At 35.4% G+C, this 18,817-nt stretch carries 18 protein-coding genes and 1 tRNA gene; 14 read left to right on the top strand and 5 right to left on the bottom strand.

Annotated elements, in window-relative coordinates; translation table 11 throughout:
* Positions 1–160 precede the first annotated feature (160 nt).
* Positions 161–1,741 carry an inorganic phosphate transporter gene (locus CRV04_RS05760; protein WP_228126487.1) on the top strand — a complete coding sequence of 527 codons (1,581 nt, stop codon included), beginning with the start codon at positions 161–163 and terminating at the stop codon, positions 1,739–1,741.
* 5 nt (positions 1,742–1,746) lie between these two features.
* Here the strand turns inward: CRV04_RS05760 and CRV04_RS05755 are convergent, their stop codons facing one another.
* Positions 1,747–2,160 carry a response regulator gene (locus tag CRV04_RS05755; RefSeq protein ID WP_128995872.1) on the bottom strand — a complete coding sequence of 138 codons (414 nt, stop codon included), beginning with the start codon at positions 2,158–2,160 and terminating at the stop codon, positions 1,747–1,749.
* Here CRV04_RS05755 and CRV04_RS05750 point away from each other — a divergent pair.
* Together CRV04_RS05750 and asnB are read left to right on the top strand one after the other, a co-directional pair.
* A complete protein-coding gene (locus CRV04_RS05750; RefSeq protein WP_128995871.1) occupies positions 2,155–3,141 on the top strand; it encodes an AEC family transporter in 987 nt (328 codons plus the stop codon). The genes CRV04_RS05755 and CRV04_RS05750 overlap by 6 nt on opposite strands.
* Positions 3,141–4,922: an asparagine synthase (glutamine-hydrolyzing) gene (asnB, locus tag CRV04_RS05745; protein ID WP_128995870.1), complete on the top strand. Its 1,782-nt coding sequence runs from the start codon at positions 3,141–3,143 to the stop codon at positions 4,920–4,922. The genes CRV04_RS05750 and asnB overlap by 1 nt, the downstream gene beginning before the upstream one ends.
* Before the next feature lie 2 nt (positions 4,923–4,924).
* Here the strand turns inward: asnB and CRV04_RS12865 are convergent, their stop codons facing one another.
* Positions 4,925–5,101 (bottom strand): hypothetical protein, encoded by a 177-nt coding sequence (locus CRV04_RS12865; RefSeq protein WP_164969129.1) that lies wholly within the window; start codon positions 5,099–5,101, stop codon positions 4,925–4,927.
* A gap of 163 nt (positions 5,102–5,264) precedes the next feature.
* Between CRV04_RS12865 and CRV04_RS05740 the strand changes: the two genes are divergently transcribed.
* The 9 genes from CRV04_RS05740 to CRV04_RS05700 all read left to right on the top strand — a co-directional run bounded on the left by CRV04_RS05740 (position 5,265) and on the right by CRV04_RS05700 (position 10,436).
* Positions 5,265–5,552, top strand: a complete 288-nt coding sequence (locus tag CRV04_RS05740) for an HvfA family oxazolone/thioamide-modified RiPP metallophore (RefSeq protein ID WP_128995869.1) — start codon at positions 5,265–5,267, stop codon at positions 5,550–5,552.
* A 22-nt stretch (positions 5,553–5,574) separates the two neighbouring features.
* Positions 5,575–6,390: an MbnB/TglH/ChrH family RiPP precursor modification enzyme gene (locus CRV04_RS05735; protein WP_128995868.1), complete on the top strand. Its 816-nt coding sequence runs from the start codon at positions 5,575–5,577 to the stop codon at positions 6,388–6,390.
* Entirely contained in the window at positions 6,387–7,076 is a 690-nt protein-coding gene (locus CRV04_RS05730; protein WP_128995867.1) for an HvfC/BufC family peptide modification chaperone, read from the top strand. Before CRV04_RS05735 ends, CRV04_RS05730 begins: the two co-directional genes overlap by 4 nt.
* Entirely contained in the window at positions 7,076–7,504 is a 429-nt protein-coding gene (locus CRV04_RS05725; protein ID WP_128995866.1) for an HvfX family Cu-binding RiPP maturation protein, read from the top strand. Before CRV04_RS05730 ends, CRV04_RS05725 begins: the two co-directional genes overlap by 1 nt.
* Before the next feature lie 5 nt (positions 7,505–7,509).
* Entirely contained in the window at positions 7,510–8,166 is a 657-nt protein-coding gene (locus tag CRV04_RS05720) for a response regulator transcription factor (protein WP_128995865.1), read from the top strand.
* Positions 8,159–9,349: a sensor histidine kinase gene (locus tag CRV04_RS05715; RefSeq protein ID WP_128995864.1), complete on the top strand. Its 1,191-nt coding sequence runs from the start codon at positions 8,159–8,161 to the stop codon at positions 9,347–9,349. The genes CRV04_RS05720 and CRV04_RS05715 overlap by 8 nt, the downstream gene beginning before the upstream one ends.
* Positions 9,350–9,396: 47 nt before the next feature.
* Entirely contained in the window at positions 9,397–9,699 is a 303-nt protein-coding gene (locus tag CRV04_RS05710; protein WP_128995863.1) for a hypothetical protein, read from the top strand.
* The gene (bluB, locus tag CRV04_RS05705; protein WP_128995862.1) at positions 9,700–10,317 is read left to right on the top strand and encodes a 5,6-dimethylbenzimidazole synthase; all 618 of its coding nucleotides are present in this window, start codon (positions 9,700–9,702) and stop codon (positions 10,315–10,317) included. It begins immediately after the preceding gene.
* Between the two features lie 44 nt (positions 10,318–10,361).
* Positions 10,362–10,436 (top strand) — tRNA-Val (locus tag CRV04_RS05700).
* Between the two features lie 2 nt (positions 10,437–10,438).
* Here CRV04_RS05700 and cptA read toward each other — a convergent pair.
* Both cptA and CRV04_RS05690 read right to left on the bottom strand, forming a co-directional pair.
* On the bottom strand, positions 10,439–12,106 hold the full coding sequence (cptA, locus tag CRV04_RS05695) for a phosphoethanolamine transferase CptA (RefSeq protein ID WP_128995861.1): 1,668 nt from the start codon (positions 12,104–12,106) through the stop codon (positions 10,439–10,441).
* A gap of 100 nt (positions 12,107–12,206) precedes the next feature.
* Complete coding sequence (locus CRV04_RS05690; RefSeq protein WP_128995860.1) at positions 12,207–14,768, bottom strand: methyl-accepting chemotaxis protein; 2,562 nt, start codon at positions 14,766–14,768, stop codon at positions 12,207–12,209.
* A 268-nt stretch (positions 14,769–15,036) separates the two neighbouring features.
* On the opposite strand from CRV04_RS05690, the gene CRV04_RS05685 reads away from it, so the two are divergent.
* Together CRV04_RS05685 and CRV04_RS05680 are read left to right on the top strand one after the other, a co-directional pair.
* Entirely contained in the window at positions 15,037–17,427 is a 2,391-nt protein-coding gene (locus tag CRV04_RS05685; RefSeq protein ID WP_164969128.1) for a GGDEF and EAL domain-containing protein, read from the top strand.
* Positions 17,428–17,496: 69 nt separating this feature from the next.
* Positions 17,497–18,555, top strand: coding sequence for a TRAP transporter substrate-binding protein (locus CRV04_RS05680; RefSeq protein WP_128995858.1), 1,059 nt, complete (start codon positions 17,497–17,499; stop codon positions 18,553–18,555).
* A gap of 16 nt (positions 18,556–18,571) precedes the next feature.
* Here the strand turns inward: CRV04_RS05680 and CRV04_RS05675 are convergent, their stop codons facing one another.
* Positions 18,572–18,763, bottom strand: a complete 192-nt coding sequence (locus CRV04_RS05675; RefSeq protein WP_128995857.1) for a hypothetical protein — start codon at positions 18,761–18,763, stop codon at positions 18,572–18,574.
* Between the last annotated feature and the right edge of the window lie 54 nt (positions 18,764–18,817).

The raw sequence follows: 18,817 nt of genomic DNA, 5'->3' as shown, positions 1-18,817 counted from the left end.
CACATAAATTTTCAAATTTCTGAGTCATAAAATATAGAGAAAAAAAATAAATACACTACATTATCCATAAAAACTTTAAGCTTTTTTAAAGGTTTACTAAATATTTTCCCACTATAATACTGCCAAATTTGAGTAACAAAAGAATTACAAAAGGGAAAGTGTGGATATTAATACCATTGATAAGATGAACAGAGCGACAGATCAGTCGCTTCCAGGGTTTGCAAAGTTGTCGTTGGCACTGCTTTTTATTGCCGTTGTATTTATTTACAGTTACGCTTCACACGGTGGAGTTGAAAACAATACATTTTTAATCATTGGTGCTGTTTTTGGTGCATATATGGCCATGAACATTGGTGCAAATGATGTGGCCAATAACGTGGGACCTGCTGTGGGGTCTCAAGCCATGACGATGATGTGGGCAATTGTGATTGCCGCAGTGTTTGAAGCAGGTGGTGCATTTATTGCTGGTGGAGAAGTTGTAAAAACAATTAAAAAAGGGATTATTGATCCAGGTTTAATCACCAATCCTGATATCTTTATTTGGGCCATGACAGCAGCGCTTCTTTCTGCAGCATTGTGGTTGAATTTTGCAACTTCCGTGGGTGCTCCTGTATCAACAACACACTCAATTGTAGGTGGTGTCATGGGAGCAGGAATTGCCGCGGCTGGTTTCTCAATCGTATCATGGGGAACCATGGGTAAAATTGCTGCATCTTGGGTGATTTCACCTGTTCTTGGAGGTATCATCGCTGCAGGGTTTCTCTATTTTATAAAACGCAATATCATATTCAAAAAAGATATGATTGAAGCTGCAAAGAAATTTGTTCCTTATTTAATTGCAGTGATGACATGGGCATTTTCAACCTATTTGATTTTAAAAGGGATCAAACACCTTGTAAAGGTCAACTTTTTAACCGCTTCTATCATTGGTTTGCTCATTGCTATTACCGCTTACTTTCTTATCAAACCAATGGTCAATAAAGCTTCAAATAAAATTAAAAACTCTCGAGAAGATGTCAACTCTTTATTTACTATTCCTTTGATTTTTGCTGCAGCATTGCTTTCATTTGCTCATGGAGCCAATGATGTGGCGAATGCAATTGGGCCATTGGCGGCAATTAATGATGCAGTGATGAGCCATGGTATCTCATCCAAAGTAGGGATTCCAGTATGGGTTATGGCAGTAGGTGCTATTGGTATTGCTATTGGACTTGCATTGTATGGACCAAAACTGATAAAAACTGTGGGAAGTGAAATCACGGAACTTGACCAAGTTCGAGCTTTCTCTATTGCTATGGCAGCAGCCATTACGGTTATCTTAGCATCTCAACTGGGATTGCCTGTCTCTTCTACACACATTGCGGTTGGGGGTGTATTTGGGGTTGGATTTTTGCGAGAATATTTAGATTCAAGTGAAAGCATGTATATCAGTAAAGCCAGAAAACGGTTTAAAAAAGATAAAAAAGTACTTGAAGCGTATGAAGAAGAGCTGGTTACATTAGAAGGTTTAGAGAAAAAATCTAAAGCAAATTACCAAAGAATTGTGGAACTTTATAAACTTATTGAAGATAAAGTTGAAGAGGTCAGAGAAGACAAACGAAACTTTAAGGCAGCCAAACGTGTGAAGTATGTCAAACGAGATGCCGTGAAAAAAATCATTGCCGCATGGATTGTAACCGTACCTGCTGCAGCTTGCCTTTCAGCAGCAGTATTCTTTATGATTAAAGGGATTATGAGTTAAGAAGATCAGATAAAATCTTCCAACTCCCCTTTAAGGGCTTTATTCACATTAATCACCAAATCTTTCACTTGAATGGGTTTTCTCAAATAGTGTGCAAAATTATCTTTTAACTCTTGAAAACTGTAATCCTCAATATTATACGCACTCAACGCAATGATGGGTGAATTTTTGTTGCTTTTTTCTTGAATTTTACGAATAATTTTTGCCATTTGAATACCAGAGATTTCAGGCATATTTATATCGGTGATGATGGCATCCACTTGATTGAGGTGTTCGTTATAGACATATACCCCATCTTTCCCATCTTTGGCAACAAATACCTCTTTAAATATCTTTTTGAGTAAATCTTGTGTGTGTTCACGTAGAAAGTCATCGTCCTCTACGTACAGAATTGATACGTTTTTTAAATCTTTATGCATGCAAATAATATATCCTATATTTTATTATTCTATGATAAAATAACACTCTTTAAAGGACATAATATCGAAGCACTTATCTCAGTAGCCACCATCTATTTTTTTATTGTTATTGGCTTTATTGTCAAACGAACATTTAAAGAGCGTATTGACCAAACAAGCTTTATACTGCTTAATCTCTATTTTTTACAACCTATACTGATTTTCTGGGGTTTAACACGAGCTCCACTTAACTTTGAATTTGTCATTGTGCCTGTTTTGTATTTTGTCATTATTTTTATCTGTTTGGGTTTGATGTTACTCGTTTATAAATCGATATTTTCTGACAGCAAAGATCAATCGGTTTTCTTGGCTTCTTCACTTGTTGGAAACACAGGGAATTTAGGAATTCCTCTGGGTATTGCTCTGTTTGGCGTTGCCAGTGTACCTTATACGAGTATTTTAAACATTGCCAATGTCTTTTTTATCTATATTTTCAGCGTCTATTTTTTTGCAAAAGAGCAGTTCTCATTTGCTCAAGCATTTAAATCGATTTTTAAAATCCCAGCCATTTGGTTTTCCGTCATTGCCGTTGCATTTAACTATTACCAACTGCCTATTAATGAACACTTTAATAGAGTTCTTGAGATGGGTTCATACACGGCCATTGTGATGCAACTTATTATTTTTGGTATTTATTTGAGTGAAATCAAAGTCAAAACAACCAACTGGAAACTTTCAGGACACATTACCATTGTAAAACAATTGGTATTGCCTATTGTTGGATTGGGTGTGGTGTTAATGACCAACTTAGATGGCTATGTGGCATCTATATTACTCATGGAACTCATGGTACCTTTAGCAGTAAACAACGTAAATTTAGCAGCTTTGTATAACTGCAGACCACATGATGTAACAACGGCCATACTTATTACCTCCATTGCCTTTATTGCTTTGATTTACTTCTATTTAGAAGTGATTCAATACTTTTTTGGAGCACACTGATGTGTGGTATCGTTGGGTGTAACTTTCAAAGCGCTGCGCCATTTGAAAAGGTGGTTGAGCAACTGCATCGCAGAGGTCCAGATTTCTCTTCGTTTAAACAAGTGGAGCAAAACTTCTTTGGGCATACGCGTTTAAGTATCATTGATTTAAATGAAGAAGCCAATCAACCCATGATATTTGATGACATCATTATCGTATTTAATGGAGAGATTTATAACTATAAAGAACTTACTAAAGAGGAACAACTTCACTGTCAAACCGCTTCAGATACAGAAGTGATTATAAGGCTCTATCAAAAGTATCAAGAGGATTTTTTAAACAAACTTAATGGGATGTTTGCTTTTTGTATTTATGATATTAAACAACAAAAGTATTTTTGTGCCAGAGACCGATACGGAAAGAAACCGCTGTTTTATTGCTTTAAAGAAGGGAAATTTATCTTTTCAAGCATGATAAAACCAATCATTACACTTTTAGGAACCACACCTAAACTCAACAAAGTAGCACTGAGCCAATACTTGCAATACTTTGTTCCCATTGAGGACAATACCTTTTTTTCAGATATTAAAAAGCTTGAAGCGGGCAGTTTTATGGTGCTTGAAAAAGGGGAGTTAAAGAGCAAAAAGTATTATAAAATCAATACATATAAAAAAACAAAAAGCGAACCACAAGCACTTAAAGATATAGAAGAGCTGCTTTTTAAAAGTGTGGAAGCACGATTGACGTCGGATGTAGAAGTGGGAAGTCTGCTCAGTGGTGGAATCGACTCATCCCTGATTTCTGCTTTGTATACAAACATCAGTGGACGAAAAATCAACACCTTTAGTGTGGGATACAGTGATTATAAAGCCTACAGTGAATTGCCGTATGCACAAATCACTGCTAAACATATTGGCTCCAATCATCATGCGCTTGAAATCTCACAAAAAGAGTTTATAGAGAGTTTTGATACCGTGATGAACCATCTTGAAGAGCCTCATGCAGACAGTGCGGCTGTCCCTTTATACTTATTGACAAAAGAGATTCATAAAACGGGCATTAAAACGGTACTAAGTGGAGAAGGCAGTGATGAACTCTTTTTAGGGTATGACAATTATGCCAAGTTTTTAAAATATTATGCGTTTGAAAAGAGTTTAAGCAGTGAACAAAGTGCTTTTATGGACTCTATTATCACAGCTCTTCAAAACAACACCAAAGAGAGTGAATATTTAAGACGCGTGATTAAACAAAAGAATCTTTATAACTCTTTTGGGGAGATTTTTACCGATATTCAAAAGAAACGACTGTTTAAAAAAGTACCTCACTACAAAAGTGAAAAAGCAAAAAAAGACCCTGTAGATTGGATGAGTTACATTGATTTAAAGATTTGGTTGGGACAAGGGCTGCTCTCTAAAGTCGATAAAATGAGTATGGCAAACTCTTTAGAGGTTCGAACGCCATTTTTAGACTATCGGTTAGTGGATTATATGTTTGGGGTGGATTCTTGCCTTAAAATAGGCAATACCAACAAATATCTGCTCAAACAAATTGCACAAAAGTATATTCCACAAGAGATAATTCAAAGAACCAAAAAAGGGTTTAACTCCCCTTTTAATGAGTGGATTTTTGGTCATTTTGGCAATAAAATCTTGGAGTTGATTTTAGAAGTGAATGAGCAAACAGGCTTTTTTAATGCACAGTACGTCACACATCTGTTTGAGTTAGCTAAAAATCGTAAGTTCAAACAGCATTTGTGGAGCTTGTTTGTCTTTAGTTGGTGGTTTAAGAAAAACTATATGTAGTTTTACTCTTTTCCTTCCTCTTCCTCTTTGAGTGCTAAAATCGCTTCAATAAACAATGCACGCTCTTCATCACTCATACCAGGAATGTTGTTGATATTTTCCATGATTTCCTCTTTTGGAAGTGCTGCAAGCATTGGTTTAACCATCTCTAAAAATTCATTGATCTCTTTTTCATTCATTAGCTGTCCTTTTTTTAACAGATAAATTGTAACATAGTGCTTTTAATGAGTGATTAAATGGTTGATATTTATAGAAAAAAAAGTAAAATGTTTCTCAATCCAACAATTATCCAACAAAAAGTTATTACCATAACATATTGATAAATCAACAAAAGGATTCAAGATGAGTAAAAAAGCAGTTAAATTAGCAGGTGTTTTATTAGGAACAACCTTGATGAGTTCAACAGGAGCATTGGCTTCAGATGCACGTTGTGGTGCAGGGAAGTGTGGTTCTTCTATGGACAAAGGAAAAAAAGTAGAAGATAAAATGGGAGATGGGAAATGTGGATCTTCTAAAGCACAAGAGAAACTCGATAAAAAAATGTCTGATGCAAAATGTGGTGGAAACAAAGCAGTAGAAAAACAAGCAGACAGCAAATGTGGTGCAGGTAAATGTGGAGGAAGTAAGTAATTACTTCATAAAAGGAGAATCTATGAGCAAGTTACAAGGGTGTGGGTTAGGACTTCGACGAGAGTTTATTCAAGAGGTGATACCTCAAGGCTTTAAGCCTGATTTTTGGGAGATTACACCTGAAAATTGGATTCATATGCCGTATCATCATAAAGAGGCTTTTGAAGAGATTGTATCCTCATCTAAAACGATTGCTCATGGGGTTTCTCTGTCCATTGGGTCCGATAAGAAACCATCCAAAAAGTTTTTAAAACAGATGAAAGACTTTTTAGATTGTTACCATATCAAAGAGTACTCTGAACACATCAGTTTTTCAAATATGCAAAATGCACACAGTTATGAGCTTTTACCGCTTCCTCTAACAAAAAGCATGATAGAGAGGCTGTGTGATAGAATCAAATATGTTCAAGATGCCTTACAGCGTGAATTGATTTTAGAGAATGCAACCTACTATTATGTGCCTCATGCAACCATGAGTGAGATTGATTTTTTAAATGAATTGATACACAAAAGCGGGGTAAAATTTTTGCTGGACGTGAACAATGTTTATGTGAACAGTGTCAATCACAACTATGATGCCAAAGCTTTTATTGATGAATTTGATATGTCCACCGTGAGTTATATTCACATTGCAGGGCATTATGATGATAAAGAGTCAGGGTTTTTAGTCGATACGCATGGAAAAGCAGTCAAAGATGAGGTGTGGGATCTGCTTGAACACACACTCAAAAAAAGAAAAGTGCCTACGATGATTGAACGAGACAACCATATTCCTTCCTTGAAAGCAATGAAACGAGAGTATGAGAAGTTATCATCTTTGTATGGGAGCATTTCATGAAAGATAAAAAGGTACAACAAGGTTTTTTTGATACGGTTGTTCAAAAAAAAGCCTCTTCACAAAATGCTTTAAAACTCTATCAGGCATTGGTTTTTCACCGTTTTAATGAAGTATTGAGCAACGCCAATCCCATCTTAACTTCGCTTGTTAAGAAAAAGCGTTTTGAAAAAATGGTCAAGGCTTTTATGAAAAGTGGTGCTCATACTGATTTAATTTGGCAGTTGCCAAAAGAGTTCAGAAAGTTTGTGAAAAAGAACCCCAAAGCATTTTCAGATGTACCGTATATCAGAGATTTACTCTGGTTTGAATATATTGAAGTAGAACTTATCATGCAAGATTATTCACAGCATGAAGCCTCCCCGTTTGACTGGAACCATTCGTATGAACTCTCTACCTTGGCACGGATTAAAAAACTCAAATACAAAGTCTATGCCAAAGAGTTCACACAAAAAGGGAAGTATCCTGTGTTGGTCTATTATGATGTGGTTTTAAAACAGGTGATTTACAGAGAGATATCGGCATTTATGTATGAGTATCTTAAGCTGTTAAAAGAGTATAATATAAAAACAGCACTCAAAACCATCTCGAACAAATATAAGCTAAAAAATAAAGAGGTCAAAGAACTTCTTGAAAAACCTCTCAAAGAGTTATGTGCTTTAGGGGTATTGACAATAAAGGATAAGTAATGTTCCGATTAAAAGAGTCCACTCAATGTGTATTTGAAAATTTTCAAAGTGTATCGTTGTTAATTGCACGTTTATTGATTGCGTATGGGTTTTATGAGCCTGCAATGAATAAATGGAAAGATATCCAAAGTGTGGGATACTGGTTTGAAAGCTTGAATATCCCTTTTCCTTTACTCAATGCGTACTTAGCAGCAACAACTGAAATGGCAGGGGTCGTACTTTTAAGTTTGGGATTATTGACACGGTACATATCCATTCCTTTAATTGTGGTGATGATTGTAGCAATTCTTACTGTACACTTGCCAAATGGTTTTTCTGCAGGTGATAATGGTTTTGAGATTCCATTGTACTATATGGTCTTTTTAATGATATTTGTCAGCTTTGGTGCAGGAAAAATCAGTGTGGACCAGATGTTTAAAAAACGGTAAGTTGTATGAAGATATTGCTTTTAGAAGATGATGCCATTTTAAGTGATTTAACCTTTGCTCATTTGAATGAACAAGGGTTTATTACGACTTTAGCTGAAGATGGTGAAGAGGCTTTAGCATATATTGAGAATGAGAAGTTTGACCTTTTTATTTTTGATATCAATGTGCCTAAACTCTCTGGATTAAAACTTTTAAAACAAGTCAGAGAGTATGCCATTACCACGCCTATTATTATGATAACGGCGTATCAAGATACCGAACATCTGAAAAAAGGGTTTGATTTTGGCTGTGATGATTACATCAAAAAGCCATTTGATTTAGAGGAGTTGACGCAACGCATTAAAAACTTAGCCAAACGGTTTAATATTGAAGACAGAAATGTATTACAGTTAAAGGGTGGTTTTTACTTAGATATGAATAAGCATCTCATTGGTTCAAGCAGGGTTACATATGAGATTTCTTATAAAGAGAGTCAAATTTTAAAGTATCTTTTTTTGCAAAAAGGGCGCGTGGTTGGCTTTGATGAACTGGTGCAAAATATTTGGTATTTTGATGATATCCCCAGTGAGACTACCATACGAGTCTATATTAAAAACATACGAAAAATATTGGGGAAAGACTCCATTCGAACCATACGAGGAGTAGGGTACTGTTATGAATAAAAAAGAGAAGAATGCACTGATCAGCTTTCTGTCTATTTATATTATCTCTTCAACGATTTTCATGGCCATTATTGCCGTGATGTATTTTGAACGTGAAAAATCGATGCTTGAAGCTCATTGCAGTATGCGAACCAGTCAAGCCGCATGGAGAGTCAAATCTGAAATTTTAGAGATGCACATGGATAAAAAACCGTATGTGTTTAAAGAACGAAAAGATGACTTACACTATGCGGTGTTAAATAAAGATGGTTCCATTTTCTTCTCAACACTGTTATATCCATTGGATGTCGATTTGCGAAAGCAAGCACATCATCAAGAGAATCGAAGTTTGCATGTGCTTAAACTGGCGGATAACACTCTTCCTTTTGGTTATATTGTCATTGAAGATACCAGTGGCGTGAATGATATTTTGCATCTGAAATATTTTGTACTCTTTTTATTTGTGATGGGGTTTGTTATCATGTCCGTCATTGGTTATATCCTCAGTCGAATTTTACTTAAACCCGTTAAAGAAAAAGCAGAACAACTCAACCGTTTTGTTAAAGACAGTTCACATGAGCTTAATACCCCAATAACTGCCATGATGATGATAATTCCTCGACTTAAAAAACTCTATTTTGTTGATGAAAAGACCATCAATCAACTCACTGCCAGTGCAAAAAATGTCAAACACACTTATGATAAACTCCTGTTTAATATTAACTCAGATGTTCTAAAAAAGTACGATGAGGTGTTTGATTTAAAACTTTTAATTGAGGAGAACATACTCTTTTTTGATGAGATTGCCAAAAGTAAGTCCATTACACTGCATGCCAACTTAAGCAGTTGCGAAGTCTTTATGGACCGACAAAGTGCCAATATGATTGTCAATAACCTGCTTTCCAATGCCATAAAATATACACGAAAACGAAAAAACATCTTTATTGAACTCCAAGGATGCACTTTGAGTGTTAAAGATGAGGGTATTGGTATTGAGCCATCAAAAAAAGAGACTATATTTAAACGCTATAACAGAGCCACAAACGAAGAAGGAGGCTTTGGCTTAGGCTTGGATATCGTAGCCTCTGTTTGCCGTGAATATGGCATTAAAATTGATTTAGAGACGCAACTCAATCAAGGCAGTGAGTTTAAATTGGATTTTAGCGAGGCAAAAAATGTACTTTACAAGCAAAGTGAAGAGTAATTTTTGATACAATACTCTTTTACATCTGTGTAATATAAAGGACAGTAATGCTTATTTTAATACCTATGAATTCTAACAAACGCCATGAAGCGTTAATCACCACACTGGATCAAACCAAAGATTGGGCATTGATTGAGTTAGATGAAGGGGAAATCAAAGATATTCGTTTTTTTAAACGACGTGATGAGATTGATGAATGGATTGATTGCGTGGTTGTAGAGAATGAACAAGAGTATGTTTGGCCATTTATGGAAGAGAACATTACAGTGTTAGTGGCACCCACACAAAAAAGCATAGATGAGATTGTAGAAGCATTTCTTTTTAAAGAGTTGCACGACTTAAACGTTTAGATGAAATTTAGAAAAAAAGAGGCGAAGACACTTCGTAAAATCATATTTTCACGACGAGATGTTCGTGGAAATCACTTTACTGACAAAACCATTTCTCAAAAAAAACTTTTTAAGATATTAGATGCAGCCAACCATGCCCCCTCTGTAGGCTACTCACAGCCTTGGCGTTTTATAATTATAAAAGACAATAAACGAAAAGAGAAAATCTTTGATTGCTTTTCAAAAAGTTATGAGAAGAGTAAAGAAAAATTCAAAGATCGACCTACTTATAACCGCTTGAAACTTGAAGGGATTAAAGAGGCTCCATTAAATATCGCCGTGCTTTACAAAAAGCCTAAAAAAGAAGTCTTAGGACAAACTTTTATGAAACGAAGCGGAGAGTACTCTGTGGTGTGTGCGATAACCAATATGTGGTTGATGGCTCGAAGTATGAACATTGGCTTGGGATGGGTCAGTATTTTAAAGCCTAAAAAAGTGAAAAAAGTACTCAACATATCCAAGGAGTATAAACTCGTTGGATATTTGTGTTTGGGATATACGGATATGTTTTTAGAAAACCCAGAGTTAGAAACATTGGGATGGGATAAACGAAAAAAACTCAAAAAATGCATCTTATAAAGGCTATTTTTAAGCATTGATATACTATTATTCTATATCAATTTGACCGCGTAACTCAGTGGTAGAGTGCCACCTTGACATGGTGGTGGTCACTGGTTCAAATCCAGTCGTGGTCACCATACTACCCTAACGGTTTCTCCCTTAAATCCCTTAACGTTGCTTTTTTCATTGGATCCCCAATAAATACAGGTTGCGTTTCATACGCCGTATTAAAAATACTCTTTTTTTGTTCAAAACCATCAAAACGAATACCCGCTAAATCACAATAACTGTAAAGCAGATTGGATGATGAGTACAGACGGTGCGTGTAGATATTCATATGTTCATATGAGTGCATGGCTTTCCAAGATGCATTGCCATAAACAATAAAAGGTACTGTATACATGGCAAGTGTAGGGTCTGCTTCATTTCGTCCCATCTTAATTTTGCTCATATCATCATACACCTCTTCTCCATGATCTGAAAAATAAAGAAGAGAAGAGGCTCTTTTTTGTTTTTTCACCTCATTAATCAGCGTGGAAACCACATAATCGTTATATAAAATCGCATTATCATAGTAGTTATAATAAGCCTGTTGTTTTGCATCTAAAACTCTTTGTACAGGCTCATTATTAAATTGTGAAAATGTTTCAGGGTATCGGTAGTCGTATCGGGAATGTGCACCTAAAAGATGCACGACAATAAACTTTTTCTTAATTTCATTGTGTGAAAGCACCTCCTTAAAAGGCTCAAACACTACTTCATCATAAGAAGAGCTGTTTTGTCGACGATTGTTATTTAAATAGACTTGATGGTCTGCCATTTGCGAAAAAGTGGTGAGCATTGTGTTTCGTTTGGTTTGTGTTTGTTGGTTGGTTATCCAATAGGTCTCATATCCTGCTTGTTTCATGATGTTCATCAGATTGGGTTTGTCTAAGTACCAATCAGGATTTTTTTCATCTGCAAATGTCAATGCTTGTTGTAATACTTCAATCGTATACGGACGAGGAGAAAAGACATTATCAAACACCAGTAATTCATCTTTCATCTTTTTAAGATGAGGACTCGTTTCTCTTTTATAACCATAAAGGCTCATTCGATTTCTGTTAGTGGATTCTCCAATGACCAATACCATGGTATTAGGTTGGTTGTATTGAGTTGTAAAATGTGTAAGTTTTGGCAAGTTTTGATTGTTTTTTAAGAGACTTTGCATCTGTTGAAGTTGTAATGTATACTTTTGATACCCTACAATTAAATTCCACGGAGCAGCCGCTTGCATTCGAGAGAGTTGTTTGTCGTAAGCTTTTTCAAATCCTTTATTGTCAATAAAATAAAGACTTGTGAACGTTTTTGTTACCAGTAACAGAGCAAAAACAATGGCAAACGGTTTATAGGCCATTTTCAGTTTAATGGGTTCTAATTTTTTCCATAAAAAAAGACTCATTGATGTATAGAATAAGAGTGCTGGTACCATCCACCATGCAAAATAAGTGTGAAGAAACTCACTGCTCTCTTTCATATTGGATTCAAAAATGATAAACAAAACGCTTTGAGAAAACTCTTGTCCGTACATCATAAAATAACCTAAGCTTGCTAATGAAGTACTCCAAAGAAGAAGACCAATCACACCTGTAATGATTTTATGGTAAGAAGGTAACAGTAAAAGTGGTATAAACCATAAAAAACTTAAAAAAAAGGACTCTCTTAATCCTACAAAGCCAGAGACATTAAAAGTAAAGCACAGAGCTTGATAGACAGCTGAAAAATAGAAAAAAAACAAGAAATGGTATAAAAGATTGCGTATGTGCATGATAAATCCTCAAACAAATGGTTTGAGGGATTATAAAAAGTACAGATGAATTGAAAATGAATATCAGATGAAAGAGGTGTTCATATAATGAGCAGAAAGCTTAGAAGCTTTCCCACTCATCATCAGCAGCACTTTTTTTGCTTTGGAATTTTTCTACAGGTTTGGTGAGTGTTTTTTTCTCTGGTTGTTTTTTTTCAACCTCTTTTTTAGGTTCAGTTTTTTTCTCTTTTTTCTCAGAAGAAGACTCTTTTTTCACTGGTTTTTTAGGGGTGCTATCTGTCACAATGCTTTTGGCTTTTACAGAATCTTTTCCTATAAACTCTTTTTCATTGGCTGAAGAGACAACCAGTTTTGCAATTTCATCAGTTTGAACGGCAACAGAGTGAGTTGTATTAGAAATAGCAACGTTTTGTTGTGTTTGTTGATCGAGTTGATTCACTGCATCATTGATTTGTTCGATACCAATTCGTTGCTCTTTAGAAGCCTCTGCAATGGAGTTGATGGTTGCTGTTGTTTTTTGAATATTTGAATTGAGGGTTTCATATCCTTGAATCATTTTATCAGCACCATCTTTACCGGCATTGGTTTTAAGTGTGGCATTTTCAACCAGTGCTTTGATTTCTTTTGCGGCTTCTGCACTTCTGGCTGCAAGGTTACGTACCTCTTGAGCAACCACAGCAAACCCTTTACCCGCTTCACCTGCTGTTGCTGCTTCAACTGCAGCATTCAGTGAAAGAATATTGGTTTGGAATGCAATTTGGTCAATGACCGTAATGGCGTCTGCAATTGCTTCAGTTTGGTCGTTAATTTCATCCATTGCTTTCACTGTTGAAGCAGCTAAACCTTGTCCTACTTTAATAGATTCAGAGAGTTCATTTGAGTACTCTGCCATGGTTGCAATGTTGTTGGTGTTATTGACAATGGTACTTGTGATCTCTTCGAGTGCCGCAGCTGTCTCTTCAAGTGCCGCTGCTGTTTCTGTAGAGTTACGGTTGAGTGTATCTACGTTGGTTAATAAGATGTTTGAGCTCGCATCCAGTGTCAGACCATTTTCTTTATTCTCAGCCAACATTTGGTTGATGATTTTTGCTAAGTTATTGATGGCAATCTCTACTTTACCTTGTGCCTCTTTAATGTTATCTCTGAAGTCCAGTTGACCATACTGTGCCAGTACATTAAGAATGATATTGGTATCTCGTCCAATATTAGTTTCAAGGTTATCTAACATCTCATTGAGTTTATTTTGAAGTTGTTGTAACGATTCATTTTCAGTCTCTTTTTCAACTCTGTTGTGTAAATACCCTTTTCGAATCTCATCAACTACTCGTGTTACATCTGCAATCAAAGCTGCATCTTGTTCAATAAGAGATTTCGTTTTACCTAAATTTTGGTTGATGATTTTAGCCATAGTTCCAATCTCATCATGGGCACTGTCATCTAAGAAATCCACGTCAGGTTGCTCTTTATTTAAATATTTAAAGAATCCAAGTAGACCATTTTCAAACTTATTCAATGGTTTAAAAATAGCATTATTTGAAATCATGGCCATTAAAAAGGCAAGCACAATCATAATGAAAAAGATAATGATACAGTTTCTAATAATAACACGCTCAATTTGAGATTGTGTTTCAGCTCTCATCTCTGCAATTTTTGCTTCAATGTTATCTACATATGCCCCCGTACCAATAATCCAATCCCACGGTTCAAACTTCTGGACGTATGAGAATTTTTCAATGGATTCACCTTTTTTACCTGGTTTTTCCCACCAATATCGCACCAAACCACCTTCGGCATTCGCATTGGCAACTTTGACCATTTCAACAAAGTGTTGTTTCCCTTTGGCATCAGTGTTTTGTGTTAAATCACTTCCATTTAAAGAGGGTTTGATTGGGTGCATGACCATTTTAGGATGAGAGTCATTAATCCAATAATACCCATCTTTCCCATACTTCATATTACTGATAGCTTCTAAAGCCTCTTTTTTAAGGTGTTCACTGACATTATCAACATATTCACCTGTTCCAATAACCCAGTTATAGGGTTTAAAGAGTTTTACGTATGATACTTTAAGTTGGGGTTTATCAAAGCCAGGTTTTGGCCATACGTAATCTACAAAACCTTCACCTTTCTCTTTGGCAATTTTTGCGAACTCAAAAAAGATTCGTTTCCCTGCTTGGTCTTTGTATTCAGACATATTTTTCCCATTAAGGGCAGGTTTGATGGGGTGCATGATGATGTTTGCATCTAAGTCATTGATCCAAAAATATCCTGTTTCCCCATATCGTGAGTGTTCAACAGAAGATTTGATCATATCTTTGAGTTGATTATCTGGAATTTTCCCTTTGTATTTTTTATATTTACCTTCGATGATGGACAAGATAAAGTTTGTTTGGTTCTCTAAAGTGGTTTCCACCTCTTTTTTAACCTTATCGGGTGCCGTTCTCGCATAATACGATTGGATGGTTTTCATTGCCAAAGAGACGTAGTTTTGAAGTTCAGTCTCTTTGGTCTCATAGGCATCTTTTTGGAATTTTTCAATGACCATGTCCGATGTCTCTTCTAATGAAAGTACTGATTGAATCAGCATTGCTACAGAGACTATGACAATGGAACTGATAACAATAAGCAATAATTTTGCTTTAATTGAAAGTGATTTTAACACGTGTTTCTCCTACTTTAGGGTTATATGTGACATTCTACCCTAAGTTTTTTAATAAATTCTTAAGTTTTACACTTTAATATGAATTATAAATAAATTAAATAACAAAAAATAGATAATTTTAGTTATTATTTTTTGTTGTTTTAAAGCATGCTTTTTTTACACACTTTCATAAATAATTGACTTTATAAGAATTATTTTTTTTGTTATTTTTTTAATCTTCTGATTTTTTTGATACAATAATTAAAAATTGAAGAAAAGGAATATTTACGTGCAAAGATATATCACCCCTTATAGTTTCAGTATCGATGATTTATCTTTAAACGTCGTCATATATGAACACATCAATGATGATTTTAAACTTATTGATATTAATAAAAACGCACTGCGCGATGAAGGTTTGGAAAAAGAGAGCATCATTGGTCATTATATTACAGAAATTTTCCCTAACATTAAAGAGTTTGGTCTGTTTGATGCTCTTTTTGAAGTCTATCAATCAGGAGAAAAAAAGTATTTCAGTTTTGGTTATTACAACAATCATTTTATCTCAAGTTGGCGAGAGATTGAAATTATAAAACTCAATGATGATTTTATCATGGTGATGTATAAAAACATCTCTGCACGTAAATCTATGGAGCATAAACTGACCTCACTGGGGATTATTGTAGATAACAGTTTCAATGAGATTTATATCATCAATGCAAAAAACTATACCATCACATATTGCAATAAACAAGCCCAACAAAATATTCAATACAGTTATGAAGAGATACTCAATCTTCATCCTTGGCAAATAGCCACACAAGTGAGGCAAGAAGATTTCAAAAAAAGATTGAAAATTAATAAAAAGTTTATCATTTTTGAAACCCAACACCAACGAAAAGATGGCTCTTATTATGACGTAGAAATACGTATTCAAAAAATTAAAATTGACAAAGAAGCCCAATATATAGCGATTGTTTTAGACACTTCTCATAAAAAAGCGATGGAAGAACAACTCTCTTTATCCAAAGAGATCATTGAAAACGTTTCTGAAGCCATTGTCGTGACGACCATAGATGCCAGAATTATTGACATTAACCCTGCGTATACCCGTATCACGGGTTTTAAAAAAGAGCAGATGGTAGGGAAAAATCCCAGTGTATTAAAATCAGGACGGCACAGCAAAGAGTTTTATAAAGAGATGTGGGAGAGTCTTCATACTAAAGGGTCTTGGAGCGGTGAAATTTGGGATCGAAAAAAGACGGGTGAAATTTTCCCAAAAATGTTGTATATCAATACGATTTATGATCGTTATAAACAACCAAAGTATTATGTGGGGATTTTTCAGGACATCACACATATTAAAGAGAATGAAGAGACTCTTAGGCGTCTGGCATTTTATGATCCATTAACGGGTTTAGCTAATCGTACCAACTTTGAATCACGATTGGAACATGCGATTAATCTCAATATTCGAAATAATACTTCGGGTGCACTGCTTTTATTAGACTTGGATAACTTTAAAATGATTAATGACAGCTTGGGTCACCTAGTAGGCGATGAACTGTTAGTGCAAGTAGCAAAAAGACTGGAACAAATTGCCAGAAAGAGTGATTCTTTATGTAGAATAGGGGGCGATGAATTTACGATTATTCTCTCTGGTCCCATTGAACTTGAACGCATTCATCTTATTGCCAAACGAATACTCAAAAATGTAAAAGAGCCTTACCATATTATGGGGCAAGAAATTTTTATTACAACGAGCATGGGAATCACACTCTTTCCCGATGAAGGCACACATAAACTTGATGTGATTAAAAATGCAGACTTGGCAATGTACCAAGCAAAAAATGATAAAAAAGACAGTTATAAATTTTTTAAATATGAGATGAATGACCGAACTTTGAACTTTTTAAGAGTAGAGAGTGATTTAAGAAAAGCACTTAATAATGATGAAATTCTTCTGCACTATCAGCCAAAAATTGACCCTTACAGAAAAAAAGTGGTCAGTGTTGAAGCACTTGTACGATGGAATCATCCTAAAAAAGGATTGGTTTATCCTGATGAGTTTCTCAGCATTGCTGAAAGCAGTGGTTTAATCAATCCTATGGGCGAAATTATTTTACATAAAGCCATGAGTGAAATCAAGCAACTCAATGAGGAGCTTAAGAGTCAAATCACTGTGGCGATTAACCTCTCAACAAAACAATTTACAGACAGAAACCTTAAAAAATATATTTTTGGATTAATTAAATCCCTTCCTTTTGATGTGAATCTTTTAGAGTTAGAGATTACAGAGAGTTTGATTATGGACAATGTCGAACATGCCATTGAACTCATGCATCAATTTGTTAAAAAAGGGATTTCTATTTCAATTGATGATTTTGGTACGGGGTATTCATCTTTGAATTACCTTAAAAAGTTTCCAATTAAGTACTTAAAAATTGACCGTTCATTTGTAAAAGACATCACAAATGATGAAGATGATAAGGCCATTGTAAGTGCAGTGATTTCAATGGCAAAAAATTTAGGTATTGAAGTGATTGCTGAAGGAGTTGAAACCAAAGAGCATGAAGCGTTTCTTATGCAACATGAGTGTAATTTGTGCCAAGGGTACTACTACAGTAAACCCGTTGATTTGAAAAGATTAAAGGCTTTTATTTTAGAATATAATCAGTAATTCCTTTTTATATAAAAAAAGTAACATCAAAAATCCGTTATAATGCGCCAACTTATAAAAAGGAATGAGATGAAACGTACTTGGATGATACTTTTTATGGTTTGTATTACTGTCAGCTCTTTGTTTGCTGCACCACGTGTATACAAACTCAAAATGGCAACAACATGGGGACCAACACTCTCTCCACTGATTGATGCTGCACAGAACATGGCACAACTAGCTGAAGAGCTCTCGCAAGGCCAACTTAAAATACAAATAGATACGGCCAATAAACATAAAGCCCCTTTGGGTATTTTAGATATGGTTAAAGGTGGACAGTATGACTTAGGTCACACTGCTTCATATTATTGGAAAGGTAAAGATATTAATACCTTGCCATTTACCTCTATGCCCTTTGGATTAACAGCACCGGAGCAGTATGCATGGTTTTATCACGGGGGTGGTTTAGAGTTGATGCAAAAAGTTTATGCACGGCATAATGTTCTTTCGTTTCCTGGGGGAAGTACGGGCGTGCAAATGGGCGGATGGTTTCGAAAAGAGATTAACAGCTTAGATGATTTACAAGGTCTTAAAATGCGAATCCCTGGGTTTGCAGGTGAAATTATGGCACGCCTGGGTGTTCAAGTAACGAACATTGCTCCGGGTGAATTGTATATGGCTTTAGAGACCAATGCCATTGATGCATTGGAGTGGGTGGGCCCAAGTATGGATATCAAAATGGGATTTCATAAAATTGCCCCATTTTATTATACAGGATGGCATGAACCAGCCAGTGAAATGCAGTTTTTGATTAATCAACGAGTCTATAAGAAATTACCAGAACATTTGCAAAAAGTCTTAATCGCCGCTATTCGATTGGCTGCTTATGATATGTATATTCAAAATTATGATATGAATGCTGAGGCGTGGCAAGAGATGAAAAAAGAGTATCCAAATATCAAAGTGGAAACCTTTTCAAAACCTATTATGGATGCCATGAAAAAAGCCAATCAAGATTTGGTTCGTGAGATGACCTCTAAAAACCCATTGTTAAAAGAGGTATTGGATTCTCAAAAAGCCTATATAAAAAAGGTACGTGAGTGGTCAATGATGTCGGACTATCTCTATTTAAAAGATAATTTGCAGTAAATAGACTTATGTCTATTTACGCAGAGTATTCATCACTTTTTAATTCTGCTTGACTTTGGTTGATGAAGTCGTGTAAATCTTTCATTTTCTGTGAAGTTGTACCATAAAACTGAGAATTCAATGTTTCAATGGCTTTTTCTTTTTGCTCAACAGATGCATCAGAGAGCTTATATGCGGTCAGTTTTCTCTCATATGTTGATTTGTCCATGTGCTTGCCTTTAAAAAAATTTAGAGCATTATAAAAGGCGAGAGACACATTTTG

The sequence above is a fragment of the Candidatus Marinarcus aquaticus genome, from assembly GCF_004116335.1.
In the GTDB taxonomy this organism is placed as follows: Bacteria; Campylobacterota; Campylobacteria; order Campylobacterales; family Arcobacteraceae; genus Marinarcus; species Marinarcus aquaticus.
The sequence above is the reverse complement of the archived record's forward strand: the minus strand, read 5'-3'. Positions and strand labels throughout refer to the sequence as shown.